The following is a 26,176-nucleotide window of genomic DNA, read 5'->3' on the forward strand; positions in this document are numbered from 1 at the left end:
TTGTCGTGAGTCAGTCAGTGTGGATCGCCGGCATCGGAATGACGCCATTCGGTATCCATCAGAATTCCACGGTCCGCGAACTTACCTCCCGCGCAGTCGGTGATGCGCTGACCGATAGCGGTGGTCGGCTATCCGAAGTGGACGTTGCGTTCTTCGGCAACACGACACAGGGCATGTTGGAGGGGCAGGCCATGGTTCCAGGTCAGATCGCCCTGCGCAGCATGGGACTCGAGGGTATTCCGGTCTTCAACGTCGAAAATGCCTGCGCTACCGGTTCGTCGGCGCTTTCGCTCGCGGTGAATCAGATCCGTGCGGGAGCGGCCGAGATCGCTCTGGCAGTCGGGGTGGAGAAGATGAACGTCGGAAACACAGCACGCACGATGGCGGTGTTCGACAGCGCATACGATGTCTCGGATCCGGATGCACTCGCCCGCACGCTGATCGACCTCGGCGGTGAGATCGACGAGCCCGACGTCGGACGCCGTTCGGTCTTCATGGATATTTACGCCGCTATGGCCCGAAGCCATATGCGACAGTACGGGACCACCCAGGAACAGATCGCGGCTGTCGCTGCCAAAAACCATCTCCATGCGGTGTCCAACGAACGTGCTCACTACCGCAAACCGATGACGGTCAACGAAGTCCTTGCAGGCCGGCCGCTGTCCTACCCTCTTACTGTCCCGATGTGCGCGCCGGTCACCGACGGTGCCGCTGCCGTCATCCTGTGCAGCGATCGCGCACTCCGTCGGCTGAATTCGGTCGGACCGGTGAGAGTTCGTGCAGCGGTGGTCGGGACTGGACGCGATCGAGATATCTCGACGTTCGCAGGACATCTCAGCAAAGCAGTTGCGGAGCGCGCCTACGAAGCGGCAGGCCTCGGACCAGAGGATATCGACGTCGCGGAAGTTCACGACGCCACAGCCTTCGCCGAAATCCTCCAGACCGAGATGGTCGGTCTCGTACCCGAGGGCCACGGCGGACCAGCAGCGCTCAGAGGCGAGACGTCATTGGGCGGACGTATCCCCGTCAATCCGTCGGGCGGACTCGAGTCCAAAGGCCACCCCCTTGCTGCCAGCGGCCTCGGCCAAATCTTCGAGCTGACGGAACAACTGCGGGGAGCTTCCGGCAGCAGACAGGTCGAAGGCGCTCGCATCGCACTCGCCGAGAACGGCGGCGGCTTCCATCGCGGCGAGGAGGCCGTCACGAGCATCATCGTCCTGGAAAGTAGTGAACCTCGCAGCCGCCGATAAATGGACGACCGATATAAATCCATTCGATCTCACCGGCGTATATCGGTCTGCGCCCGTAACCGCACGATGCAGCCGCCAGGTGAAGTCGATGTCAGAAATTTCAGAAGAATCGAACGGCTGTGTACCTCGAAAGAGGTTTCCGCCGTGAAGATCCGAGTGCGTGAACACTACAGGGCAGCCCTCTTCAACTCCACTGAGAGCAGAGCGAAGGAAATGGACATGAACAAGAACAGCGATTCAATGAACGGGTTCCGTGTTCTGAAAGACGTCATGGTTTCCATGACCGATGGGACCGGGCTCGCCACCGATGTCTGGATACCGAACGGCGGACCAGCACCGACATTGGTGGTTCGACTCCCCTACGGGAAAGACGTGATCCAGAACTACGCAGTCGGGATCTACCCCGGCGTGTTCGACCTGCTCGAAGCCGGCTACGCCGTCGTTTATCAGGACTGTCGAGGCCGTTACCGATCCGACGGGGAGTTCGCTGCGTTCGTCGACGAGAAGTCCGACGGACTCGACACCACGAATTGGGTCACCGAGCAACCATGGTGCGATGGAAACGTCGGCGGGTTCGGTGCGTCGTATCTCGGTGCCACACAATGGGCGACCGCGTCACAATCGCCCGCCTCCCTCAAAGCAATCGCCCCCTCGGTCGCCAGCGCAGACCAATACAGAGCCCCCATACATTCTGACGGCGGAGCCCTCTCCTGGCATTTGGTGTTGTGGTGGGGCATCACGATGGCTGTGACGAAAGCGCAGAACGACCTTGTCAACGGCGACGGTAACCTCGATACGATCACGGCACTCGCAACGATGGCGGCAGATCCCAAATCGGGACTGAGCAAACTCCCCACCAGCGACCAGCAAATCCTCACCGATTACATCCCCTGGTGGAGGGAATTCCTCGACCACGCCGACCGGGACGACTACTGGCAAAGCATTTCGGTGTCGGACGACTACGGAACTGTCACCGCTCCGGCGCTCAATGTCGGAGGCTGGTTCGACATCTTCGCGAGCGCGAACACCCGCGCCTACACCCGCATGAAAACTGCAGGCGGTAGCAGCGAGGCACGAGAAGGTCAGCGTCTGATCATGGGCCCCTGGGACCATTTGAGCTACGACGGTGTCTACCACGACCGCCAATTCGGCATCACCGCCAGTGCGGCCGCGTCGAATCTCCCCAGTGCGTACATCGGATTTTTCGACAGATGGCTGCGTGGAAATCAAAATGCGCCCGCCCCATTCGCTCCGGTCCGAATCTTCGTCATGGGAATCGACCAGTGGCGAGACGAACAGGACTGGCCGCTACCGGACACCAGGTATGTCGAGTACTTCCTCAGCAGTGGGGGCCACGCGAACACCGCGGCCGGGAACGGCCGGCTCGATACCGTGCCCGTATCAGCGGACCTGTCCGACACTTTCACATACGACCCCCTCGATCCAGTGCCGAGCGTCGGAGGCAGGTTGCTGCTGCCCGTAGCGTTGAATGCCGCAGGTCCTGTGGATCAGCAATCCGTCGAGGCACGAGACGACGTGCTGTGCTACACCACCGGCGTGTTGGACAAGCCAGTGGAAGTCACCGGCGAGATCTCACTCGTGCTCCATATCGCCTCCTCCGCTGTGGACACCGACTTCACCGGCAAGCTGGTCGATGTCTTCCCCGATGGGCGCGCGATCTATCTCACGGACGGCATTCTGCGGACCCGATACCGGACTTCCCTTTCCGATCCGGAAATGCTCGAGCCCGGTCAGGTATACGAAGTGACACTTGATCTATCGGTGACATCGAATGTTTTCCTGCCAGGCCACCAGATCAGACTCGAGGTATCCAGCAGCAACTTCCCCCGCTACGACCGCAACACCAACAGCGGCGGCGTGATATCTCAGGACAGTGCCGAGAACATCGTCGTCGCAACCAATCGGGTACTGCATGGGCCGAAGCACCCAAGCCGGATGATTCTTCCTATCATCGAACGCTGACCACAATGTCGGAGGCGACGTGCCCATGATGTCGTGGCCGACAACCACGTTAGGTCCGGACGCGCGACTACGGAACTCCCCCACGTTCGCACGCACAAAATTCAGTAGTATGACTCGCCTGATTGATCACCCGTGTAGAGCGACTCTTCTTTGATGCTGGCGGCCTCAAGGAGGTACGCGCTCTCCATGGTCATTCGGGGATGAAAAATGCGGAACGGAGCGGTGGTCGCAAAGTGTCTGTCCTCGAACGGTGCGATGGTTCACCAGGCTTTCCCCGTCAGGTACCGACCGATGAGCCTTTGCCGGTGCGAGGGTAATTGTGTGATGGGCAAGGCCGCGGCTCTTGCGTTCGACCAGCGAGAGCCGCGTCTGGTACCGAGTTCACGAGCGTGGTGGAGTGCCGCGGCAGACGACACCACCACCGACGGGTCCTTTCCGTCGCTCGTACAACGGAGTGTCATCGCCATCGGTATCGGGTTGTCGGCTGCGCACGCGACCGCGGCGTCCCTGGGCCGTGCTGCGTCGACACACCCCGAATATACGAGCGCCATGGAAATTTCGGACGTTCATACAAGCCGCATTACGCGGAGCGTAGGCACCCATCAGGTAACCAAAACCCGAAAAAGGCCAGCTGGAGCCAGGCACTGTCGTTCCATACACAGGTGCCTGGCCCTTCTCGGGTTCGACTGATCGAACCATTTCGGTATCGCGGACCGGTTCTCCCAGGTCGGTTGTCAGGGTCCAGAACCGACTCGTTTTCCGGGCGCATGTGGATACGGTGACGTCGATGTGCTCGCTGGCCGTCCGATCTCGGATTGAATCAGACTGAGTGGCAACAGGCCTCGAGTCAATCACTTGTTCGCCGGGGCCGGGCACGCACGGTATGCGACGGGACGATAAGCACGGCGAGCACCGAACCCACGATCAACAGACCCGCCGCGACTGCCAACCCAGTGCTGTAGCCGTCTCCTGCCTTCAGCGCCTCGGACGCCGCGGAGGACGACGCAGTAGCCGTGGCCGCGATCGAGACCAACACAGCCAGTCCGAGAGTGCCCCCCAACTGCCGCGCCGCATTGAGCACACCCGACGCGATTCCCGCGTCACCGGGCTGCACCCCGGCGATGGCAGCCGCGCCCTGGACCACCATCGAACCACCGATGCCGATACCTCCCAGAGCCGACGGAAGCACGACCCCGGTCCAGAAAGCGACCTGGGGCGGCATCAAAGCGAAACACCCGAGTCCCGCAGCACCGACGAAACCGAACACTCCGAGCGTGATACGTGGGCCGATCGCAGCCGACATCTTGCTCGCCAAAGCGATCCCGACCACTACGAAGAAGCAGAAGGGAAGGAACATGAACCCGGCGACGTCGGACGCCACGCCCCAGACATTCTGTATGTACAACGACACGAAATAGAACGCGGCGAGTTGCCCGGCGCACAGCATGAACCCGAAGACGTTCGCTCCCACGACACTGCGAACCCGAAACAGTCGCAGCGGCATCAACGGCTGTGCCACACGCGATTCGACGACGACAAACAAAGCAAGAAGCACTGCAGCGCAGACGAATCCCGCGACCACCGACCCGGCGCCCCACCCTGAATCGGCGGGCGTCGAAGCGGCGTACACGAGCGACCCGACCCCCAACGTCGCCAGACACGCACCAGCAAAATCGAGCCGTCGATCAACCGAAGCACGCCTGTGGTTCGGAAGCCGATACGCAGCGACAAGACCGACGATCACGATCGGTACATTGACGAACATCACTGCGCGCCAACCGAACGCGTGGGTGAGCAGCCCGCTGAGTACCACGCCGACTGCCCCTCCGCCGGCTCCCGCAGCGCTCCACAGCCCCAACGCGCGGCGACGATGCCCACCCTCCGGCACCTCGGTCACCAACGCCAGAGCAGCCGGGGCGAGCAGAGCACCGGCAAGTCCCTGCACTGCGCGTGCAAGCAACAACAACGGCGCGTTCCACGCGAGGCCGCCCAAGACACTCGCCGCCGCGAACAGCATCGAGCCCACAAGGACGACTCGTCGTCGGCCGACGACGTCGCCGAGGCGGCCTCCCAACAGCATGAACCCGGCGAACGTCAGCAAATAGGCGCTGACCACCCACTGCAACGCGGAATCACCGAACCCCAGGTCGTCCGCGATGTCGGGTAGTGCGATATTCACCAGCGACACGTCGAGCGCGACCAGGAACTGAAGCACGAAGATGGTGGTCGACAGAGCGCCCACCCGAATCACGGTGCCCGCAGCCACCTCGGGATCGGTCATGATCACGCCTTTCGATGTCGTACGCGTACGAAGGTTCGTACGCGTACGAGACCGTAGTAGGCTCGCTCTCGGACTACAAGAGCTACGAAATGCAGAGGAACCGATGCCGTCGAACAGCACCGTCGACCGGGCAGCCATCGTCTCCGCCGCGCGCAGGATGCTCGAACGCGACGGTGTCGCAGGGCTGAGCATGCGCCGACTCGCCGACGAACTCGGATCGAAGCCGATGACGCTCTACCACCACGTGGCCAACAAGTCCGAGCTCCTGTCGTTGGTGCTCACCGACATCGCGGCCGAGATCGAATGGGCCACACCCACCGGGTCGCCACGAGAACGCATGGTCGAGATAGGCATGGACATGCATCACCGACTCTCATCCATCGCCTGGATCGTTCCGGTCCTCCGGACCGGAACAACAGTTGGCACACCGGCTCTCGCGCTGGCCGACCGCTTCCTCTCTGCGGCCCTCGAGACGGGCATGACCGAGCTACGAGCGCTTTCGCTGTGGCGGTCGACGTGGTACCTCGCCACCTCCGAACTGATGTGGCAGGCCGAGCTCGCCGAACGCCCCGACAACGAACAATCGTGGTTCGACAAGATCGACCCCACGGTCGTTGCGCAGGTTGCACCCACCGTCGCCGGCCTGTTGCCGCGATGGCCGCAGCATTCCGCAGCTTTCGACCTCCGAGCGGCCATCACCGCTCAGATCGACGGAACCATCTCCACCCCCGGGTTCGCGCACTGAGCCGCAGCCTGTCGCGATGACTGCCCTCGGCCACTTCCGATTCCGAGCCTCGTACTGGCCTCCCGGCACCGGATCGCGCGCCCACATGAAAGCCCGGGGACGGATCAGTCACCGCACAGGTGCCAAGTGGCTGCGGTGAACAACGTTGCGTCACCACGCGCCTACGCCCATAACCTCCTCGACTCGGACCGTGGAAGCCGACATCAGTCTTCGGTGCTTCTCCATACACTCGATGCAAATCGGTTGGCGCGGGTTCACGGGCTACGTCGGACGTCCGGCGACAACGCCGTGTTAGAGGCGTACTTCGTTCTTCTGCAACATAATTCCTCGACGATCAGTGGCAGTCGACCAGTTCCGCATACGCAGCCCAAAACCTGAATGCCCTACGAGGCACTTGAACTGGTGGCAGTCCCATACTGGCGTCGGGTTTGCCTACTGCTCACCAGTCACGCGCAGCTTCGATCAACCGCTCACGCACCCTGACAGTGCTCGGATTCGCCAGCGCACCCGGACGTTCGACAAGGAAAAGGGTATTGAGCGGTGCCTCAGCCGGTTCTACCAGCACAACCAAACGGCCGTCGTGGAGTTGATCGCGGCACAGTGACCGCGGGAGAACACTGAACCCGGCACCTGCCACCACTGCCGACAGCACAGCGTACAAATTCGGCACTGTCACCGCAGGAGACCTGTCCAATCGCTTAGAGAATACCTCGCGCCAATACCGGCGCAAAATCGGCAAATCGTCTGCGAATGCGATGAGCGGTGTCTCTCGAAGAGCGCTCGGTCCGTTCACCGCCAGCAACTCACGCGTACCCCACCATAGGGGCGAGGCCACCAGAACATACTCCTCGTCAGCAAGCGGAGTCGCTGCTACCGCACGACCCCGCGGGCGACGCGTCGCGACGATCATATCGTGTCGACCGATCCGCATCTCCTCGAGCGCATCATCGGTCTGCACCTGCGCGAGGCGCAGCTCGACTCCTTCTGCAACGAGTGACGCGAGCGCCGGCAAAACGCGGGTGCACAGCAATTCGGACGGGCCGGCTATACGCACCGGAGACGGCGGTGAGAATGCGTCGCTCGATCCCACTGCGGCGACAAGATCATCGAGCGCACGCCCAGCCTTCGACGCCAGACGGTGCGCGTGCTGAGTAGGCTCGGCACCCCTGGGGAGTCGACGGAAAAGCTCATGACCGAAGTGCAGTTCGAGAGCCCGTATCTGCGCAGTGACCGTGGGTTGTGACAGCCCAACTCGTGGGCCGGCCGCGGTGAACGAGCCTGCGCGATACACCTCGAGAAACGTCTTGATCAGATTAAGATCTGTGCGCGCGGATGCCGCAGTGTCGACATCCCTAGCGTACTGGCGTGGGCGACTCACGCAATCACTGTACAGCGCCCATCCATCAGAAAGCCGATGACAAGTATCGCTGTATCTATTGGTCAGCCAATTTGTCGCTCGCTAAGGTCATCCCCACAACGTCTACGAAAGGCACCACTGATGACCACTCAGAACGCGATCTCCTGGCCCCCCGAATACCTACCGGGCACGACCGACAACTACGTATCCAACGAAGTCGTCGTCGCCGAACTCAACGCCGCCGCGGTGTGGCCCCTACTGACCGACACCTCCCGATGGACGTCGTACTACTACAACGTCTCCGACATTTCATTCTCGGCAGGAGAAGGCCCCTTGCTCAGCGGTAACGTCGACTTCGCCTTCAGCACCTTCGGTTTTCCTCCAATGGCCGCACACGTCGTCGAGTTCACGCCGCCGACCGACGGGACCCCAGGAAGGCTGTCGTGGACGGCAGTACAAGAAGGCGGGCCAGATAAAAGACTCGACGTTCTGCACGCCTGGTTGATAGAGGACCTACCCGGCAACCGCGTCCGAGTACTGACACAGGAGTCCCAGATCGGCAAGCCTGCGGCCGCTTTGGCCGTCGAACGCCCGAACCCCATGCTCAACGGCCACCAGGCATGGCTCGACGGTCTGATATCAGCGGCATCAGCCTGGCCGAGGCGCTGACACGTCGCGCTTTCTAGACCCGCCATTGGTGAACCATTCTCGATCCGTTCAACGGATGTCGCGCCTGCGGGGCCACGTTTGCCGGAAGCTTTGCAATTTGCCAGGGTACGTCCAGCATTCTCGGAGCGTTTGCGGAGGATTCCTGGATAAGGTACCCAGCATGACGATCGACAACTTCGCCACCAAGTCCCCCAGCAGACGTGATCGCACGCGGACCGCAATCGTGTCCGCACTGCTGGCAGGCGGCCTGGTTCTGAGCGGATGCACAAGCGCGGCAACCCCATCGAGCTCGACGGCGACCACGTCGGCGCTGACCACCTCGAGCACTGCGTCGGCATCGACCGCCGATGCGACCACTACCGCTCAGACGATCTCCGATTCAGCGCAGGCCGCCGCCGCCTTCCTCGCGACTCTGTCGGACGAGCAACGCGAACAGCTCACCTACGCCTACGACGACGAAACCAAGACCACGTCGTGGTCGAACTTCCCAGTGACCTTCGTCGACCGGGCCGGGTTGAATCTCGCAGACCTGACCGAAGAACAACAGACTGCCGCTCTAGCGGTGCTCAGCGCCCTGCTCAGCGACGAAGGCTACGAAACCGTCACCGGCATCATGGGCGGCGATGAGTACCTGCACGAGAACAGCAGTTCGACCGAAGAGTCGTTGGGGCAGTACTACATTGCCTTCTTCGGCGACCCCTCCGATACGACCGCATGGGAGATCCAGTTCGGTGGACACCACCTCGGAATCAACGCGACCCTCGACGGCTCACAGGACGCGATCACGTTCGCCCCGACACACCTCGGTATTCAACCCGCCGCCTACACCGGCTCCGACGGCAACGAAGTGCAACCCTTCGACGGCATCTACACATCGGCATTTGCGTTCTACGACAGCCTGACCGACGAACAAAAGGCAACGCTGTACCAGGGAGAAACAGTGGCGAACATGGTGTGCGCTCCTGGTTCGACCTGCGACTTTCCCACAGGTAACGGCATTTCCGGAGCCGACCTCACCGACGAACAGAAACAACTCCTCCTCGACGTGATCGCGAACTGGGCAGGATTGGCGGACGAGCAGACAACTTCCGACGCACTGGCGAAGATCGAGGCGACCCTCGACTCCACTTACGTCAACTGGTCCGGCGCAACCACGTACGACATGACCCAGGGCGACGGAATCTACTTCCAGATCTCCGGACCGAACGCGTACGTCGAGTTCGCAGCACAACAGGGATCCGCCGGTGCCGACGTCGAAGGGGTCACGACCTCCGGATGGGGACACGTGCACACCATCTACCGCGACCCGACGAACGACTACGCCGGGAGTGCAACCCAACAAGCAGCCACCGGCGGCATGGGCGGCGCGGCCCCGAGCGGATCAGACGGACCCGGCGCTACCGAGACACCCTCCAGCACCACCCCCGCCGGTAGCTGATCCCGCCGCGATCACGGCCGTGACAGCGGCGGTGCGGAAATCCGCCCCAATTGGGAAACGGGTTGCGCTGCAGGCGTTCTGACAGCAGCCGCGCAGAGTGTCAGCGCTCGGAGTACTGCAGGACCGTGTTCCACCAGACCAATATTGGCGCTGGCTCGAAATCAGTGGCGTCGTTGGGGGCAATGCCGATCCGGTATCAGCCCCTCGATCCACACGCTGACGCCGTCAGTGGCGATGTCTGTGCGATCGAGTTCTGCAATAGCCCTGCAGGACAGACCCGCCGCGGCGGGAACGAGAAGTACACTGTCGCGGGGTTTGAACAGTTCGGGACGCGTACGCGGGACTGACCGAAGACAAGGTAACCGAACTCGGAGCAATTCCCTGCCGGCAGGGGTTTTCGTGGCTACTTACCACTCAAGTCGACGAAGCGCTAGCGCACCCCTGACAGTGCGCGGATTCGCCAACGCACCACGACGTTCTACAAAGAAGAAGAGTGTAGAGCGATCGGTACGGGTTGCAATGTCTGTGGCAGGTCCCCGCTAGCCAGCGCTTCTACGCCGTGAAGGCCTCCTGACAATGCGAGCTCGATCGAGCCCGTGCTGCTCAGTGGCGTCCGGCTCCGATTGCTTAGTCGCTGACAGTAGCGCTGCCACGCAGTCGGTAAGAGCATCGCCGATGAGCGGCCAGTCGGCCGGGTGCCCACTATCGGCTGCGGCGCGTTCCTGTTCAGCGCATGTATGGATGACTGCGACACGTGCGGCTTGCTGCCGAATCGCGGCGACCTCGGCGGTGAGGTTAGGCGACCAGGCGTCGACTGTTGCTTGATATTCGGCGATCAACGGAAGGACGTCCGGTGTCCAGACAGGCTCTGTGCCGAAAACCGGGTCGGGGGCGAGCTGGGCCGAAAATCTTGCGTACCAGCTCGGATTGCCGAGTGCGGCGAGGTGCTCGGTGTATGGCAGCACCATACAGGCTAGGAGTTCTCGTGGGTTGTCCGTGCCGCGCGCAGCCTCGAGCATCTCCTTCGTTCGCAGCGAGATCGCACGCACATGCTCGGCTCTGATCGCGTGGATGAGATCCGTTCGAGTACCGATGTGATAGACCAGGGCCGACTTGTTCGCCTGGCCCGCGGCCGCCACGATCTGACGGTTCGAGACCTCCGCCAGACCCCTTTCTGCGTAGAGTCGTTCGGCGGTCCGCAACAGAAGCCCTCGAGTCGCGTCGCCGCGATCTCCTTTCCCTGTCGACCTGCGTCGCTGACGACGCAGGTCGAGGTCTTCCTCGACTAAATTGGGTCCCATAGCATCCATTGTCGTCGATTCAACCGTGAACCGGAACCTCTTCGAGTCCGCCCACCAGAACCGCTCGCGTTGTCTGCGGGTCGGCGGACTTTACTGTTCCGATCGAGTCCGAGGTACCGGTGCCGAGGTGGGTGCGCCCGGCATCGGTGGTAGCGCAATCTGCAGGGCATTGCGCGCAGTTTCGTGTCGGCTGAGCATCACTGCGTCCTCAACTGCTACCGAGCCCCGCTCGTGTCGCTAAGCCCATCCGTCCGGTGCGTCGAGGGCCCACGGATACCACAGCTGAACGGAGAGAGCGTCTGCCGCACAAGCAATCCGAGTCCGAAATCAGTTTCGGACTCAGTCATTGGCAGATTGCCTAGGAAATATGTGCGGCTAGTCACAGGGCGACCTTCAGCAGGCATGTGCATTAAAGAGTGGCGTACGCTTTAAGGCAAGCGCCTTAACTTGGAAGCGCGGCAGCGAGAGGAAGCAATGAACGTCACGGGCGATGAAGATGCATTGGAGCCGTCCAGAGCGTTGTGGCTGCGCCATGTGTTCGATCAACGCGAAGATGACGGCGTCGCCGCGATCTCCACGGCCGCGCCACCGGAGATTCAGTTCGCTACTACCAGTGATGTTGCGGCGCTGTGGCCCGGTGCCGGCGATCACCGTGCGCCAATCCTGAACCACACCCTTGCAACCAGAAAGGAACGCTGCCAAGATGTCGACCAAATCCAGTGAGACGACCGCCCACGCGCACTACGATATGGACATTGACGCACTGCGTGTGAAATACGCCCGCGAACGCGACCGGCGCATCCGGCCAGACGGTGCCAGTCAATATCGTTCTACAACAGGACAATTTGGATACTACGCGACAGATCCCTACACGCAGCGGACTGAGCGGGACCCGCTCACCGATACCGTCGAAGTATTGGTGACCGGCGGTGGTTTCGGCGGATTGGTGACCGCGGCCCGATTGCGAGAGGCCGGAATCGAATCGATTCGCATGGTGGACGAAGCCGGGGACTTCGGTGGTACCTGGTACTGGAACCGATATCCAGGTATTCATTGCGATATCGAATCCTATTCGTACATGCCACTTCTCGAAGAGGTGGGAACCGTGCCCAACTGGCGTTACGCCCCCGGTGAGGAGATTCGCCTGCACTCGGTTGCCATTGCCGAGAAATATGACCTGTACCGCGACACCGCGTTCCACACCCGCGTTAACGAGTTACGGTGGGACGAGGGCGCTCGCAATTGGATTGTCAAGACGGACCGCGGCGATAGCATGCGGGCCCGCTTCGTCATTACGTCGTCGGGCACGTTAACTGCGCCGAAACTGCCGGGCATACCCGGTATCGAGACGTTCCGCGGCCATACATTCCACACTAGCCGTTGGGATTACGGCTACACCGGTGGCACCCCCGACGGCGGCCTCACTGGCCTACGTGACAAGCGGGTGGCCGTGGTTGGTACCGGTGCTACCGGGGTGCAGGTAGTCCCGCACCTGGGTCGAGACGCGCTTGAGCTTTTGGTTTTTCAGCGGACCCCGTCGTCAGTCGACGTACGTGATCAGCGACCGACCGATCCGAGGTGGGCCGAGTCGCTGCGGCCGGGCTGGCAGCGCGAGCGCATGGACAACTTTCTTCAAATCGTCTCCGGCGAACGCGTGGAAGTCGATCTCACCGATGACGGCTGGACGTCGACTGCGCTCCTGCACCGCGCCGTCATTTCCGGAGCGATAGAAGAGTCACTTTCCGCGGAGGAGCGCAGCCGCATCGATGAATTGGTCGACGCGCGGAAAATGACCGAGATCCGTCGCCGTGTGGAGTCCGTCGTAGAAGATCCGTCGACAGCCGAGCTGCTCAAGCCCTGGTACCGCTACATGTGCAAGCGGCCGACGTTCAGCGACCAGTATCTGCAAACCTTCAACCGCTCCAACGTCACCCTCGTCGACACTGCGGACCACGGCGGCATCACCCGAATCACCGAGAAAGCAATCGTTGTAGGCGATACCGAATACGAAGTCGACTGTATTGTCTTCGCGACCGGATTCGAGGTGGGAAAGTCGGGGGTCCTGTCCGGTGCGTTACCGGTTCACGGCCGAGACGAAACTTTGAGTCAGGCCTGGGATCCTCAGCCCCGCACGCTCCACGGGTTCATGAGCCACGGGTTCCCGAACCTCTTGCATCTAGGCGCACTGCAGAATGCGAACGCCGTGAACTTTGCCCATATCCTCACCGAACAGGCCGAGCACATCGCCGCCATCCTGTCTGTGGCCTATTCGCGCGGCATCGGTGTCGTCGAGCCTACTTCGGAGGCGGAGGCAGACTGGCTGGTCACCCTGCGTGACACCGCCCGCGACAACACCGCCTACCTTCGAGACTGCACCCCCGGCTATTACAACAATGAAGGCAAGCCCATCGTGCGTGCTCAGTCGTACAGCCCAGGGCCGATCGCATTCCACAAAGTGTTGACGGACTGGCGTGCCACGCGCATGACCGAGGTCCTTGAGGCGTCGTCGTGAAGCAAGTCACGCGTGTCGTTCTTGCGCTGGTCGTAACTGGGGCGCTTATCGGGTGCACAAATCCCGAACCGCTCGCCGACGTCGACAAGCAGACGGCCAAGCGTCTGGTTCAAGTCACCGCTGGGCACGGATCAGCGGGCAACGCCCTTCTCGAAGGACCGACCTTCGGACCGGACGGGAAACTTTATCTCGTCGACGTCACCGCGCCGGCAGGAGCGCCGAAAGTGATGCGTGTGAACGTCGACACGAAGACAGTCGAAACGATCTTCACCGACGCCACCAGCGCATACACATCCGCACAGTTCAGCCCCATCGACGGCAGGCTGTACCTCACCAATGTCGCCGGCGGTCGCATCGACAGCATCACCGCGGACGGGAGCGATCACCGCACAGTCTTCTCCGGTGACGTCGAGGGCGAGCAAATGATGCCCGATGACCTGACGTTCGACAACAACGGCACGATGTTCGTCACCGACATCATAGGCTTCCTCGACCCTGTGAACCCGAACCGTGGCCGACTCGTCAGGATCGACAGTGCCACCGGTGCGGTGAGTGTCATTGCTGATCAACTGGAATCACCCAATGGGATCTCCTTCGACACCGATGTAAGCAACCTTTGGGTCAGTCAATACGGGGCCAATCGCATCGACTACGTCGAGTTGAATGACGACCGGACCGCCGTTGCTGTCCGGCGTCCTGCCGTCTATCACGACGGCGGTATTAGCCAAATCGACTCCAACGCTGTTGATTCCGACGGCAACGTTTACCAGGCCCTACACCGTCGGCCCGCGATCGTGGTCTACGACAAGTTCGGCAACTACCTCACCACCATCGAGATCCCCGTCGGCGATGCCTCCGGGCTCGATACCGCCACCAACATCGCTGTTCTACCCGGAACCACCACGGCATACATGACCGTCAGCGGCGATGACGGCGGATACCTCTACACCTTCGAGGCGCTGGCTCAGGGCATTCGACAGACCAACGGAGGATGAGGCGGCTGGCAGAACGGTGGTTACGTTCTGCCAGCTCCCCGCTTTCGGGAAGTGATCGATTCCAGGCGTCTGCTCAGAGCGCGGCATACGACCGCGATAAGGTCTGTCTTTACTGGGCCACTCCCGCGGCGGCCACCGGTGTGGAGGCGTTGAACGTTCCGGGGTAAAGAAACGAACTCGGTCGGGACATTCGCCTGTGCAAGGTGCGGGGCAAACCGGTCAAATTCTATCTGCGCAACTGGACGTTGTACGAAACTCGTTGACAAGGCAGACTCTCGCGTTCGACCTACCGGCCCCAGCTGACTTCAACGCGCGGGGCGATTAACAGCGGGGTGGAGAGACGGGTCTCCATGGACTGTGTAGTGCCCGTCGCCAAGTTCTCGGACGGCAAGGGAATGAAAGCACGGTGTTGGCCCCGCTTCGCGTGGGGGCCGATAAAGTCAACGCCGCGGCCAGATCCTTCCACCGCCGCCCGCCTCGGCAGGCGGCGATCCGCGACAGATCAATGCCGTGCTCGAGGCAGATGCCGTGTCCCCAGTGAACGGGGCCATCTCGTTTTTAAGTCTTGTTGCCCCATGAGCTGGGCGGAAAGGACAATGTAAAACACGGCTGGACGGAAGCGCAAATCTGCCGAGGACATCATGCGCAAACTGCGCCGTGCGGACGAGCTCACTGCTGCAGGCAAAACGCAGGAGGAGATCGCGGCGGCGTCCCGTTCTCCTCGCCCCACGACCGTTCGAGCAACTCGGCATGAGTCTCTTCTGAGGCAGACTGCCAGCGCTCCACCGGGCATGTGCGGCCGGACATTTCGGCGGACTTCAGCGCGCGGTTGACCGCCACATGTCACGGGGCAGCCGAATATGTGAACGGTCGAGCCGAATCGCGGACCTCCCAGATCCCGCGATCGGGAAGGCTCCACACCTCGATGGCGGACTCGGTGAGGTCGGTGAGTACCTCCCACAGGCGATCGTCGATCCTGCCGCCCGCGCGGGCCCACTGGTCATGCTGTGTCTAGCCGGCGGCTCCGTTGCCCCACGGCACCGGAGCGGAACCGCTCCACCCCTCCGAATCGGGATCCTCGGTCTCCTCGCCGGGTTGACCGCCGACCAAGGTGTACATGATGGAGGGCTTGCCATCTCGTTCGGCGCAGGTGAGTGTCCAGCGAAGGAACGCGTCCGCCTCGCTTAACAGGCCGATCCCTCGCAGGACATAGGTCGAGAATGCCGCATCACGCACCCAGGTGTAGCGGTAGTCCCAATTACGCACTCCACCTACGTGTTCGGGCAGAGAGGATGTGGCCACGGCCACGATCGCACCGGTGGTGGAATGGTCGAGCAGCTTGAGTCTCAGCGCAGACCGGCGTACCAGATGGCGGGCGGGGTCATCGTAGTGGACTTCGTCATCCAGCGTCGCCACACCTCGGCCGTCCAATCGGTCACCGTGGCCGGGCCCTTTCGGGTGCTGAGCGCCTTATACGGCGACCACACCAACGCGGCGGAGAACACCTCGCCGGCCGCCAGCGAGACGGTCACGCCGAGCGAGCCGTCATCGGAAACGGTCAGATCATGAGATGTCCACAGCCACAATGACAATTTGCGATGATCCGGAGAGTTCCGCGTCCAGATACCGCCCTCGCGGCCTAGCTGCTGACACTTGCGCGGTGCGATCCGAACGTCGAGTTCGACTGTGCTGGTGCGACCCGTGCGATTAGGATGAGCTCCCGGCGACTCGCGTCGGTGATCTCTGTCAGCTTCAGAGGACGACTGCACAGATTCAGAAGACGAATGCAATCGCCATACGCGGGCGCACCGGTCGATAGCATTCACACGGCCTAGCTACGCGCACATCGATCATGTTACGTGCCTTCTGCGATCGAGGTGCCCTCGACCAACCAGTGATATCGCCCGCCTGGTCGGCGTCCCGACAGGTCGATTGCGTTCCTGCGAGTCTTCGGCTGTAGCGCAGGTGCTTTTGGTGGCCGGGTGCTCACGCGCCGCATTTTATGCCCTCGATTTGATTCAATGTATTCCGAGTTGCTCGGAATCTACCGCAAAGGCGGATAAATTGTGTTGCCTCAATGGTTCGACCGCCACGATGCCCGCTGTCGGTGCGCCGCGGGCGATGACCTCGGTTCCGAGTCCGGTGCCCGCCCCGAGTTCTACGATTGCGCTGTATTCGACGAGATTATCCGGCGTTGAGAAGGTCGAGGTGGTAGGCAGATCGGGCGTACGGATCTACGTATGCGGCCATGGGGGATCCTTCCAGTTGTCCGATTCGATCTAGTGCGGGCAGGTGGCCCGTTGCCGGGGCCGGTGGTCGAATGTCGACTTGCTTTCTGTGGGGCCGCCTGTCCGCGAGTCCGGGGCTCATCGACTGTTCGAGTGGAGTTGTGAGCTGACGGCTCGTAGCGAGGACAGGTACGCGAACAGGGCGTTGGCCGCAATGACGCCGACTGCCAGCGACAGCGTTGCGGGTAGGCCGATCGGACCCACGAGGGCTCCGGCGAGGCCGGCACCGATGGGTTGTCCGCCCCACGCCAGCATTCGGGCCGTGGTGTTGACGCGGCCCTGAAGTTCGTCCGGGGTCACCAGGTGGCGGACGGTGATGCCGTTGATGATCACCGTCGATGCTGCTGCTTGGAAGACGACCAACGCGCACACTCCCAGCACCGGTACAGTGGCCAGAATCCACACGCTGATCGCGCCTGCTTGTGCGAGCAAACCGGCGATGGCGATCGTCCCAGCTGTGAACTTTCGGGACAGGCGCGGTAGTAATGCTGTCGAGATCAGGGTTCCAACTCCGAGGGCTGCGAAGAACAGACCCAACTCGCCGCCGTCCTCGTCGACACCGTACCGCTCGACGGCGGTGACGACGAGGAGGCCGGTCATGATGCCGCCGGCCACACTGTTGCCGGTCCCGATCAGGGTGAGCAGGCGGACAAGTGGGTGACCGTAGATGAAGCGCACTCCGTTGCCGATATCGCGCCACAAGTGGGGTTGTTCCGTCCGCGGAGCGGATGTGGGTTCACGTACCCACAGGAGCAGGATCGCGGTCACTGCGAACGTGGCCGCGTTGAGGGCCAGCGCGGCGAACGGCGAGGATGCGGCGATGAGCACACCACCGAGCGCGGGCCCGGCCATAGTGATGACCGTTGCCATCGCAGTTTGTCGCCCGACGGCGTCGGCCAGTCGAGCGCGTGGCACCAGGGAGGGCAGCAAACCGAAGCCGGCGGCGTCGAAGAACACCATAGCGGCGGCGCTGACGAACGCTGCAACGAACACGTGTGCCGTCGACAGAGTCGCCATCCAATGCGCCGCCGGTATGGATGCCGTTGCAGCGCATGCGGCGAGCGAGGTGACGACCATCGTCGGGCGACGCCGCCAGCGGTCGGCAACGGCACCGGCGAACAGCCCGAACAGCAGGTACGGTGCCGATTCGACAGCGGTGAGAAGCGCAGTGGCCGCGGCACTTCCGGTGGTGCGGTAGATGACGAGCGGGAAGGCTACCAACGCGACGGCAGTTCCGAACCAGGCGACGGTGCGCGCGAGCACCATCAGCCGGAACGCGGCCCCCAGCGACGTCCGAGCGTTCGTCGTGCTCACTTGCCGAACACGTTGTCCGCGGTGTTCTCGATGGCGTCGACGATGCGGACTCCGGCAGCCTGGAAGTCGGCTTCGTTCTGCGGGTACACCCGGGAGTTCCGCACCGCTGGTGAGTTCGCGAGCAGAGCCGATATATCTGTCACGGCGGCCGCGGCGTCCGCTTCCGATCCGGCGTACTGCACCAGGACGACGTCGGGTGCAGCGCTCAAGGCTGCCTCGGGGGTGATTTCGGCGAAATTGCCGTCGATGTCAGCGAATTCGTTGGTCATGCCGAGTGCGTCGACCACTGCGCTGTAGTAAGACCCACTCAAGGCGTAGAGCTTGCCGTCGAAGCTCTGGACAACTGCTGCCGACAGCGGCGCACTGTCGGTGTTCTTCGCTCGTGCTGCGGTGACGCGATCGCGCAGCGAGGTCACGACCTCTGCGGCTTTGTCCGGGACGCCGTAGATGGTGCCGAGGTTGTCCACGTCGGTGTAGACCGCGTCGATTGTCGTGGGCGCGGGCGTGTTCTGGCAGTATTCCCCGAGGACGTAAAGGTTGCCGCCTGCAGTGGTCAGGTCATCGGAGCTCGCCGATCCTTGGCCGCCGAGTTGCCCTTGGTCGTTGGACAGGAACAGATCCGGTGAGGCCCCGATAAGGAATTCGCGTGAGGGTGCATAGTCGTCGGTGTTGGAGGTCAGGCCCGAGAATCGGTCGAGTCCGTCGAATGCGTAACTGCCGTTGGTGTATCCGATCGCGCTGTCGGCGACGCCGAGTGCATCGAGTGTGGCGATGACTCCCGGAGCTCCGAGGAGTACCCGCTCGGGTGGGGCGTCGTAGGTGTAGTCGACACCGCAGCTGGCCACGGTCACCGGGTATGCCGAGGTGCCGCTGTCGGTCTCGGTGCCTGCGGCAGTGGGTTCGGCCTGTCCGCTCGCGCAGGCGGACAATAGGAGAATGGTTGCGGCGGCGCAAGTTCCGGTTCGTACGGCGATCTTCATGGTTGGCTACTTTCGGTGCGGGTGTCGAAATTGGGTTGAGTAGCGGTGCAGCTCGCGGTGGATGGGCGGTGCGAGGTGGCGGGTCCGAAATGGACGCACGGTCGGCCGGTGATCGGGTTGACGGCGATGACCGAATCGACGCCGTAGACCTCGCGAAGCATGTCCGTTGTCAAGACGTCGGTGGGAGTTCCATGGGTGACGAGGGCACCGGATTTCATGACGAACAGGCTGTCGCAGTAGGCCGCAGCGAGGTCGATGTCGTGTAGTGCGACGACAACGGTGGCATCGGTTGCGGTGAGCAGTTCGAGGAGGTCGATCTGCGCCGAGATGTCGAGGTGGTTGGTGGGTTCGTCGAGGATCAGTATCGGAGCTTGTTGCGCGAGGGCCCGAGCTACGAAAACGCGTTGCCGCTCGCCGCCGGACAGGGTCGAGATCTGACGGTCGACGAGGTGCGCGATCCCGGCGGCCATCACGGCGGCGTCCACTGCGGCGACATCGACCGCGCCGAAGCGTCGCAGACCGGTGTTGTGCGGGATGCGTCCGAGTTCGATGATCTCCCCCGCGGTGAACTCGAATTCTGGTGAATCGTCCTGCAGGACAACCGCGGTCCTGGTCGCCGATTCACGAGCGCTGAGGCGGCGAAGGTCGTCCTCGCCCAGCACGATCGTTCCGCCTGAGGGTATGAGGGCCCGGTAGAGTGTGCGCAGCAGCGTCGACTTTCCGCTGCCGTTCGGTCCGAGAAGCCCTACAACCGAGCCTGATTCGGCGTGTATTACCCCGTCGGTGAGAATCTTGGCACCGTCGATAGCGACGGCGACGCCCTGTGCGTCGAGTTTCATCGAGCCCTCGCCGTCCGCCCGGAGGAGACCAGCAGGTACAGGAAGAACGGAGCGCCGATGGCCGAGGTGACCACCCCGATCGGAAGTTCGGCGGGGGCGCGGAGCACGCGGGCCGCGATGTCCGAAAGCGGTAGGAAGCATGCGCCGAGCAGTGTTGCGGTGACGACGACGCGGCGGTGATCGGCACCGACGAGCAGACGCGCAATGTGCGGGATGACCAGGCCGACGAACCCGATACCGCCGACTTCGGCAACGATGACGCCGGTCAGGACCGACACCACGACCATCAGCGTCAGCTGGAATCGCGCGACGTCGATGCCGAGGGAGTAGCCGAGGTCGGTGCCGGACGCCAGGGCGTTCAGGCGGGCACTGTTCCACATCAGCCACGTCGTGGCCGCCGCGGTGACGACCGCGGGCAGCAGCAGGCTCGCCCACGATGCCCCGGCGATCGAACCGAGACTCCAGAACAGCACGCGCTGAGATTGATTGGGAGTGGCGATGGTTTGAAAGAAGAACGTGAACGAGGAGACGAGGTACCCGACGGCGACCCCTGCCAGCACGAGCCGGGTCGGTGGCCATTGCCCTCCGCGGCGGGCGAGGACGAACACCAGCGCGAACGCCAGGAGGCCGCCGATGAAGGCTGCCGCGGACAGCGATACGCCGCCGAGTACCCCGGCGCCGAAGACGATGACGATAACTGCGCCCAGGCTCGCGCCCGGCACGATCCCGATCAGGTAGGGGTCGCCCAGCGGGTTACGTACAACGACTTGGATGACCACGCCCGCTATCGCCAGACCCGCGCCGACGACGATGGCGAGAATGGTGCGCGGGACGCGGACCTGCCAGACGATCTGATCGTTGACCGGTGTCGAGGTGTGCGTGCCCGCCATGCCGAGGTGTTGGGCGACCGAACCCCAGATGTCTCCGAGTCCGATGGTGACAGCTCCGATGCTGACCGACGCCACCGCGATGACCACGATGGCGAAGCCCGAGATCGCCAGCAACACGCGAAAGCGTTGGGGCGAGGCGAAGGGCGGTGCGCCCGTGCTGCGCACCGCAGTGGCCGGCGATCGTTTCATCAGGTCTACATCCCGACAGCTAGTTGTTAATGACAATCAGTGTCGATACAGTAGCGAATGCAGTGCGGAGACGACACCTCGGGCTGCACGTACTGGTGAAGGAGCCGACCCTGATGCACACGGAGATCGCCTCTCTCAGAGAGATTCACGATCGGCTCAACGGCGCAGTCGATCCTGCGCCGACTCAGAGACCCATGAATCGAAACGGTGCCTCGATTCACCTCCCGAAGCCACGCACACTCGACTCGCCGTTCACAGCGCTGGTCCACGCCCGGCGTTCGCGGTACGACTTCGACCCGAGTGGCGAACTGAGCGTGGATTCGGTAGGAACCCTGCTCGGCACCGCGCTCGGACTCGGACGCCGGATCGAGGCCTACGGCGACCGCGAATACCCGCTGAGCGTGGCACCGACCGCAGGCGGCCTCCGCACCCGCGACACGTTCCTGTTCGCAACCCGCATCGCCGGCATCCGGCCGGGGATCTACCGATACGACATGGCCGATCACTCTTTGCAGCTCGTGTCCGAGGTGGACCCTGCCGTTGCATTGGCCGAGCTGTACGCCCAGACCGAGTTCGCGGCGTTGCCGGCGGCGAGCCTCGCTCTGACTGCAAGGCTGGATGTCGCGCTGGCCAAATACCCACCGCGCCACTACCGCACAGTGCACGTCGATGCCGGCATCGGGGTCCAGAATCTGTATTTGACCGCCACAGCGATGGGCATGGCGTGCTGCGCAGTCTCGGGTTTTTCCGATCCGGCGGCGGAATCGGTGCTCGGACTCGATGCTGCGGCGATAGTGACGATGCTGGTGGCTGTTGGGCCACCGCGCATCACCGGGCTGGAAGAATCGTCAGTGTAGGAGTTGGTCTCAGTGTGGGAGGGGCGTAGTCGGCAGCGTGGTGCCCGCGGCGGCTGCGGCGGCGACAGCAGCGGGCATACGGCTCCCGCCGAGGAACGGAAGGCCGATCGGCGAGCTCGAATACAGCCCGGTGGCAACGACCCGAACTACGTGTAGTCCGGCCGCTCTCACGTCCGCGGTGGTGACATCGACTTCGACGACACGGTGCCCAGCGCTGTTCAAGACCTTGACCAATGCCGCGATTCGGTCGGTTGTCGGTGCGGCGTCGGCCGTGTCGAGGTCCGACAGGTCGACCGAACCGAGTGTGGCGGCGGCAAGTTCACGACGGAACTGTTCTTGCACTTCGGGATCGAGGTGTATTTGGAGGTGGCAGACGTAGTCGACCAGATCGCGCCGATCGCTTCGATAGGACATTCCGTAGGCGCGGTCCTCGCGCCAGGGTTTGAGCGGGCTGGTCGGTGACTGCGCGGCCTGCATATAAGCCGAGGTCGGGTCGTCGTATTCGGAGACGAACAGTTGGAGTTGCAGGGCTTCGGCGTATGCCTTTTCCGCAGCGCGCACCGCGTCTGTTCCCACACCCATCCCGAGCGTCAGAAATCCCGTCGAGCGGTCGTGCACCAAAGACCCGAGTACCGGAATACCGAATTCGGTGGTGAACGAATAGAAACGAGTGCCGAGCCGCCGCTGTGGCCCCCTCGCGAACTGGCGTAGCCACGTCGGTACGGACACTTCGTGAACGCCTTGTCCGCCGTACCAGGACAGTGTCATCGCATCACGTTCGAGTATTTCGCACAGTGCGCCCCAGCAGGCGAATTCACTGCTGGGGCCCGCGGCGAGACCTGCTTGAATGATCGGATTCGTCAGCGGGCGGTCCTCGCCCACCGGGCGTGTGTGCGATCCGAAGTACGAGGGCCACACCAGTGACGCCGGCACCCACACCGAGCTGCCGCTCGAGAGGTCGGTGCCTTCGATCCATTCGACGTCGAGGCTCCCGGTGAACTCGGACGCTGGGAAGCGCGGTGCCGCATGCTGTTCGGCGGAGTACAGGCACACCGTGGCGGGATCGAGAGCGTCGACACCCTCGGCGGTCAGAGAGAGGTAACTGCCGCGGCGGAGGCCATCCGGAACAAGGTTGCCGCAGTATCGTTCGACGCCTTCGCCGATTGCTGCGCCCAGCACACGGTCCGGGGAGCCGAAGCCGTATCCGGCTCCAGAATTGTCCGCCGGCCAGTCGCTGAATCGGCTGATGTCGCTGATACGGGAATGGGTCAGGGCGAAGGAGGAGGGAAAGTGCTCGGGAATGCAGCGGGGGTCCAGTCGGGTGAGAACTCCGAACCGGGGGTCGACCAACGCGTCGTACATGTCTTCCTTCTCCTTGCAGTCGGCCACAGGGCAAGCAATACTAGGCAAGCGGTAGGGGGACTCTGACAAGGTCAGAGCTGTTGCGCGGGTGCACGTTCCACCCGAGAGCGGTGGGTACCTCGAGTAGACGCGGTGACCCGTGGAGCGGGAATGCCGGCGGGCCGTTGCCGACCAGTTGGGGTGTCAGCACTCGAACCACCGTCAGACCGGATTGCGCGATATCGTCGGTGGTGAGATCGACGACGACCGCGTCGATGCCGTGGCGTGCGAGTGCGGCGAGGTAGGTTTCCCGCACCGAGCCCGTGACCGCGGGGATCTCGTCCATCGCGACCAGGTCGCGAGGTTCGAGGCGAAGGAGCGCGGTGCCGGCCTGCATGCGCCGGTCCTGGTAGAGCTGTGCGACGGCGGGGAGGTCGACCAGGTTGCGGAAGTTCTTTCCGGCCGCGTCGAGGTAGTTGCGATCCGCGCGGTACGGAAGGAAGACGTGGTCTGGCAGCGCGCCGATACGGACGGACTGCCAGGTCTCGCTGTCCGGGTCGGCAAGTTGACGGGAGAGTTGCATCGATCCCAGCGCTTCGACGAGCGCTTTCGTCGCAGCGGCATGCGGGGTGGCGCGGCAGGCGCTGCCGAAGGCGACGAGTTCGCAGGCACGGTCGCGGACCAGTGCCCCGACGACGGGCACACCGAATTGCGACGGGATGTGAATCAAAGTCACGTCGAGGTCGAATCCTTCAGCGGGACAGCCCATCTGGCCTATGACCCGTCCCCCGTCGTCGAGTCGGTGAGCGTCGGCACCGCTGGCCCACCAGATCGTTGTGGCATCGCGCTCGAGCAGCTCCTCGATGGCGGATTGCTCGGCCCGCTGCCGGCTCGTGCCGGTGGCGATACCGGAGTACATCAACGAGTGCAGCGGCGGCTCCGACGTGCGGGAGCCACGAATGTAGTTGAGATAGACCGATCCTGCCGGGGCTCGTACGGCCCGGCCATCGTGCATGTCAACGCCTTCGACCCATTCGACAGGGGTATCGGCAGTGAACGGTACGAACGGGAAACCACGGCTTGCGTATTGCTCGGGCGAGTACAACGCGAAGGTGCCGGGATCGAGCGCGTCGATTCCGCGGGCGCGCAGTTCCCGGTAGCTCGCACGGTCGAGATGCGGGGCAACAGCATTGCCGCAATACCGTTCGACGGCCTCCCCGATCGCGGCACCACGCGCCGCTCCGTGATCTCCGAACGAGGCACCGAAGCCGATCGGGTCGGCGACCCAGTCGACGACCCGATCCATGCATGCGACATGGGCGCGGTAGCCCACCCACGCACTGGGCAGCTCGACATCTCGTTCGAGCGGACCCACACCGGTGAGGACGCCGAGCCGGGATCCATGAAGGCTCGATCCGTGAACGCTCACTGCTTTTCCTGTCGGATAGGGAGACGGACGAGGGTACGGGCGGCACCGACATACACTGTTTGCGTTGCCTTCTCGATTGTCGTGCCGGTGTAGCGGTTGCCGCTGTTCAAGTTGCGCGTGAGGGCGGGGAAGTCGCTGCCGGTGATGTGCAGGATCAGCTCCGACCCGCGTTCGAGATGTACAGCCGTGCGAGAGAGAGGAACGCGCACGGCGTCGGCGCTGGCACCGGTCACCGCGACGCCGTAGCCGATTTGGTGCAGCGAACCGCCGGCGCTGCGGTGGAGCAGCCGCACGATCCAGTCGGCTTCCGGTGCTGTGGTCGATGCGGTCAGGTGTGCTTCTGGGATGCCGTCGATGTGCAGGTCGGCTGCCAGCGGGCCGGTCGTGAAATCGACGAAGTCACTGCGGACGACAGCGCTGCGGTCGTGGTGGGTGGGGATGGTGGGGTACGGGTCGGCGGGGTTGTACTCGAAAGACAGTGCTACCGAGCCGGACTGGGGCGCGGTTTCGAGACGGCGAGGTTCGTGTGCATACAGCAGGATCGACGATTCCGGTTCTTCACGTGTCTCGTTGTCGATCCACGTATCGACCCCCCGGTGAAAGATCGACACGGACGCCAATTTGGATTCGGCGGCGCGGTGGCCGAGGACCGAATGCAGCCACTGCACGCATATCTTCCCCCACTCGATCGACGCGACCGGGCCGTGGCGGCCGGAAGGATCGACGAACAGCTCGTGGGTCCACGGCCCGATCATCAGCCGCCGGGCCGGGCGGGGTTCGACGTTGGAACCGACAAAGTCGAAATGGGCGATCGACGTCTCGGTCACCAGGTCGTACCACCCTCCGACGTGAAACGAAGGCACCGTCAATTCGGCCAGTTCGTTGTCGGTGATGCGTTGGTCGTCGAGATGGTCCGGGCCTCGATCGAGTACCCCGCCCCACGTCGGGAGGTGCACCCCGGTGGTGTCGGGTAGCTGGGTGACCGGAAGTGCGAGATACGACTCGAGGTCGGGTAAAGCATTGCCCGGCATGTCCGTTCGGCTCACCCGGGCGTCGCCGTGCTGCAGCCACCACCCCAGGTGCTCGTACAGGCGCAGAATGCCGGACGGGTCGAATTTGGTGCGAGCGAGTTCCATCGAGGGACACAGGCTCACCACCGCCCGGACCGCGATCGGGCGTTCTACGGCCATCGCCCATGCGGTGTAGGCGGAATAGGAGCCGCCGTATGCGACGACGCCGCCGTTCGACCATGGTTGACCGCATACGAAGTCGACCAGTGCTGCGCCGTCGTCTCGTTCCGAGTGGTAGGGAGTGAAGGTTCCGTCGGAGTCGTACCGTCCGCGTACGTCGGCGACGACGTAGGCGAAGCCGTTGCGCGCCCAGCCGAGGCCTTCGGAGCGGTGGTGCGATCGTCCGTACATCGTGCGTGTGATGACAGCGGTGGCCGGGAAACATCCTGGCTCGGGAAGGTAGATGTCTGCGACGCAACACGTTCCGTCGCCGTTCGACACGCGCAGG

At 63.1% G+C, this 26,176-nt stretch carries 20 protein-coding genes and 2 pseudogenes; 9 read left to right on the forward strand and 13 right to left on the reverse strand.

Annotation, left to right across the window (positions count from 1 at the left end; translation table 11 throughout):
* Window positions 1-5: 5 nt before the first annotated feature.
* Both CH295_RS26240 and CH295_RS26245 read left to right on the forward strand, forming a co-directional pair.
* Entirely contained in the window at window positions 6-1,250 is a 1,245-nt protein-coding gene (locus CH295_RS26240) for a thiolase family protein (protein WP_094742383.1), read from the forward strand.
* Window positions 1,251-1,469: 219 nt separating this feature from the next.
* Entirely contained in the window at window positions 1,470-3,233 is a 1,764-nt protein-coding gene (locus CH295_RS26245; RefSeq protein ID WP_252342203.1) for a CocE/NonD family hydrolase, read from the forward strand.
* A gap of 847 nt (window positions 3,234-4,080) precedes the next feature.
* Here CH295_RS26245 and CH295_RS26250 read toward each other — a convergent pair.
* Window positions 4,081-5,514 carry an MFS transporter gene (locus CH295_RS26250; protein WP_094742564.1) on the reverse strand — a complete coding sequence of 478 codons (1,434 nt, stop codon included), beginning with the start codon at window positions 5,512-5,514 and terminating at the stop codon, window positions 4,081-4,083.
* Window positions 5,515-5,617: 103 nt separating this feature from the next.
* Here CH295_RS26250 and CH295_RS26255 point away from each other — a divergent pair, with 103 nt between their 5' ends.
* Window positions 5,618-6,259, forward strand: coding sequence for a TetR/AcrR family transcriptional regulator (locus tag CH295_RS26255; protein ID WP_094742384.1), 642 nt, complete (start codon window positions 5,618-5,620; stop codon window positions 6,257-6,259).
* A 439-nt stretch (window positions 6,260-6,698) separates the two neighbouring features.
* Here the strand turns inward: CH295_RS26255 and CH295_RS26260 are convergent, their stop codons facing one another.
* The gene (locus CH295_RS26260; protein ID WP_252342237.1) at window positions 6,699-7,349 is read right to left on the reverse strand and encodes a substrate-binding domain-containing protein; all 651 of its coding nucleotides are present in this window, start codon (window positions 7,347-7,349) and stop codon (window positions 6,699-6,701) included.
* A gap of 63 nt (window positions 7,350-7,412) precedes the next feature.
* Window positions 7,413-7,637: pseudogene (locus tag CH295_RS28460) on the reverse strand (helix-turn-helix domain-containing protein); the annotation flags it as partial.
* Between the two features lie 120 nt (window positions 7,638-7,757).
* Here CH295_RS28460 and CH295_RS26265 point away from each other — a divergent pair.
* A complete protein-coding gene (locus CH295_RS26265) occupies window positions 7,758-8,285 on the forward strand; it encodes an SRPBCC family protein (protein ID WP_094742386.1) in 528 nt (175 codons plus the stop codon).
* A 160-nt stretch (window positions 8,286-8,445) separates the two neighbouring features.
* Window positions 8,446-9,723: a DUF3500 domain-containing protein gene (locus CH295_RS26270; protein WP_094742377.1), complete on the forward strand. Its 1,278-nt coding sequence runs from the start codon at window positions 8,446-8,448 to the stop codon at window positions 9,721-9,723.
* A gap of 539 nt (window positions 9,724-10,262) precedes the next feature.
* Here CH295_RS26270 and CH295_RS26275 read toward each other — a convergent pair.
* Entirely contained in the window at window positions 10,263-11,033 is a 771-nt protein-coding gene (locus CH295_RS26275; protein WP_141217096.1) for a TetR/AcrR family transcriptional regulator, read from the reverse strand.
* A 465-nt stretch (window positions 11,034-11,498) separates the two neighbouring features.
* On the opposite strand from CH295_RS26275, the gene CH295_RS27590 reads away from it, so the two are divergent.
* The 3 genes from CH295_RS27590 to CH295_RS26290 are packed head-to-tail and all read left to right on the forward strand — an operon-like array spanning window position 11,499 to window position 14,531.
* The gene (locus CH295_RS27590) at window positions 11,499-11,747 is read left to right on the forward strand and encodes a hypothetical protein (RefSeq protein WP_141217097.1); all 249 of its coding nucleotides are present in this window, start codon (window positions 11,499-11,501) and stop codon (window positions 11,745-11,747) included.
* Entirely contained in the window at window positions 11,728-13,536 is a 1,809-nt protein-coding gene (locus CH295_RS26285; protein WP_094742389.1) for a flavin-containing monooxygenase, read from the forward strand. Before CH295_RS27590 ends, CH295_RS26285 begins: the two co-directional genes overlap by 20 nt.
* Window positions 13,533-14,531: an SMP-30/gluconolactonase/LRE family protein gene (locus tag CH295_RS26290; RefSeq protein ID WP_094742390.1), complete on the forward strand. Its 999-nt coding sequence runs from the start codon at window positions 13,533-13,535 to the stop codon at window positions 14,529-14,531. Before CH295_RS26285 ends, CH295_RS26290 begins: the two co-directional genes overlap by 4 nt.
* 843 nt (window positions 14,532-15,374) lie before the next feature.
* Here CH295_RS26290 and CH295_RS26295 read toward each other — a convergent pair.
* The 6 genes and pseudogenes from CH295_RS26295 to CH295_RS26320 form a co-directional block, all read right to left on the reverse strand.
* A pseudogene (locus tag CH295_RS26295) lies at window positions 15,375-15,947 on the reverse strand (glycoside hydrolase family 15 protein).
* Entirely contained in the window at window positions 15,878-16,123 is a 246-nt protein-coding gene (locus CH295_RS28005) for a hypothetical protein (protein WP_170946090.1), read from the reverse strand. Before CH295_RS28005 ends, CH295_RS26295 begins: the two are co-directional and overlap by 70 nt.
* Before the next feature lie 774 nt (window positions 16,124-16,897).
* The gene (locus CH295_RS26305) at window positions 16,898-18,133 is read right to left on the reverse strand and encodes an MFS transporter (RefSeq protein ID WP_094742393.1); all 1,236 of its coding nucleotides are present in this window, start codon (window positions 18,131-18,133) and stop codon (window positions 16,898-16,900) included.
* A complete protein-coding gene (locus tag CH295_RS26310) occupies window positions 18,130-19,113 on the reverse strand; it encodes an ABC transporter substrate-binding protein (RefSeq protein ID WP_094742394.1) in 984 nt (327 codons plus the stop codon). Before CH295_RS26310 ends, CH295_RS26305 begins: the two co-directional genes overlap by 4 nt.
* Window positions 19,110-19,952, reverse strand: a complete 843-nt coding sequence (locus CH295_RS26315) for an ABC transporter ATP-binding protein (protein WP_094742395.1) — start codon at window positions 19,950-19,952, stop codon at window positions 19,110-19,112. The genes CH295_RS26310 and CH295_RS26315 overlap by 4 nt, the downstream gene beginning before the upstream one ends.
* Entirely contained in the window at window positions 19,949-21,031 is a 1,083-nt protein-coding gene (locus CH295_RS26320; protein WP_094742396.1) for a FecCD family ABC transporter permease, read from the reverse strand. The genes CH295_RS26315 and CH295_RS26320 overlap by 4 nt, the downstream gene beginning before the upstream one ends.
* A gap of 62 nt (window positions 21,032-21,093) precedes the next feature.
* Between CH295_RS26320 and CH295_RS26325 the strand changes: the two genes are divergently transcribed.
* Window positions 21,094-21,888: a SagB family peptide dehydrogenase gene (locus CH295_RS26325; RefSeq protein WP_170946091.1), complete on the forward strand. Its 795-nt coding sequence runs from the start codon at window positions 21,094-21,096 to the stop codon at window positions 21,886-21,888.
* Between the two features lie 9 nt (window positions 21,889-21,897).
* Here the strand turns inward: CH295_RS26325 and CH295_RS26330 are convergent, their stop codons facing one another.
* Genes CH295_RS26330 through CH295_RS26340 form a run of 3 tightly spaced genes read right to left on the reverse strand, consistent with a single transcriptional unit; the run spans window position 21,898 to window position 26,169 of the window.
* Window positions 21,898-23,277: a YcaO-like family protein gene (locus CH295_RS26330; protein ID WP_252342204.1), complete on the reverse strand. Its 1,380-nt coding sequence runs from the start codon at window positions 23,275-23,277 to the stop codon at window positions 21,898-21,900.
* Window positions 23,278-23,290: 13 nt separating this feature from the next.
* A complete protein-coding gene (locus tag CH295_RS26335; protein ID WP_094742398.1) occupies window positions 23,291-24,658 on the reverse strand; it encodes a YcaO-like family protein in 1,368 nt (455 codons plus the stop codon).
* Entirely contained in the window at window positions 24,655-26,169 is a 1,515-nt protein-coding gene (locus CH295_RS26340) for a CocE/NonD family hydrolase (RefSeq protein ID WP_170946092.1), read from the reverse strand. Before CH295_RS26340 ends, CH295_RS26335 begins: the two co-directional genes overlap by 4 nt.
* Window positions 26,170-26,176: the final 7 nt, after the last annotated feature.

The organism is Rhodococcus sp. 14-2483-1-2 (assembly GCF_002259405.1).
In the GTDB taxonomy this organism is placed as follows: domain Bacteria; phylum Actinomycetota; class Actinomycetes; order Mycobacteriales; family Mycobacteriaceae; genus Rhodococcoides.

What these genes read in the sequence shown, in the direction of transcription:
- CH295_RS26245 (WP_252342203.1), top strand. Translation starts at nt 1,470, where the DNA reads ATGAACAAGAACAGCGATTCAATGAACGGGTTCCGTGTTCTGAAAGAC.
- CH295_RS26250 (WP_094742564.1), bottom strand. Translation starts at nt 5,514, where the DNA reads ATGACCGATCCCGAGGTGGCTGCGGGCACCGTGATTCGGGTGGGCGCT.
- CH295_RS26255 (WP_094742384.1), top strand. Translation starts at nt 5,618, where the DNA reads ATGCCGTCGAACAGCACCGTCGACCGGGCAGCCATCGTCTCCGCCGCG.
- CH295_RS26265 (WP_094742386.1), top strand. Translation starts at nt 7,758, where the DNA reads ATGACCACTCAGAACGCGATCTCCTGGCCCCCCGAATACCTACCGGGC.
- CH295_RS26270 (WP_094742377.1), top strand. Translation starts at nt 8,446, where the DNA reads ATGACGATCGACAACTTCGCCACCAAGTCCCCCAGCAGACGTGATCGC.
- CH295_RS26275 (WP_141217096.1), bottom strand. Translation starts at nt 11,033, where the DNA reads ATGGATGCTATGGGACCCAATTTAGTCGAGGAAGACCTCGACCTGCGT.
- CH295_RS27590 (WP_141217097.1), top strand. Translation starts at nt 11,499, where the DNA reads ATGAACGTCACGGGCGATGAAGATGCATTGGAGCCGTCCAGAGCGTTG.
- CH295_RS26285 (WP_094742389.1), top strand. Translation starts at nt 11,728, where the DNA reads ATGTCGACCAAATCCAGTGAGACGACCGCCCACGCGCACTACGATATG.
- CH295_RS26310 (WP_094742394.1), bottom strand. Translation starts at nt 19,113, where the DNA reads ATGAAGATCGCCGTACGAACCGGAACTTGCGCCGCCGCAACCATTCTC.
- CH295_RS26315 (WP_094742395.1), bottom strand. Translation starts at nt 19,952, where the DNA reads ATGAAACTCGACGCACAGGGCGTCGCCGTCGCTATCGACGGTGCCAAG.
- CH295_RS26320 (WP_094742396.1), bottom strand. Translation starts at nt 21,031, where the DNA reads ATGAAACGATCGCCGGCCACTGCGGTGCGCAGCACGGGCGCACCGCCC.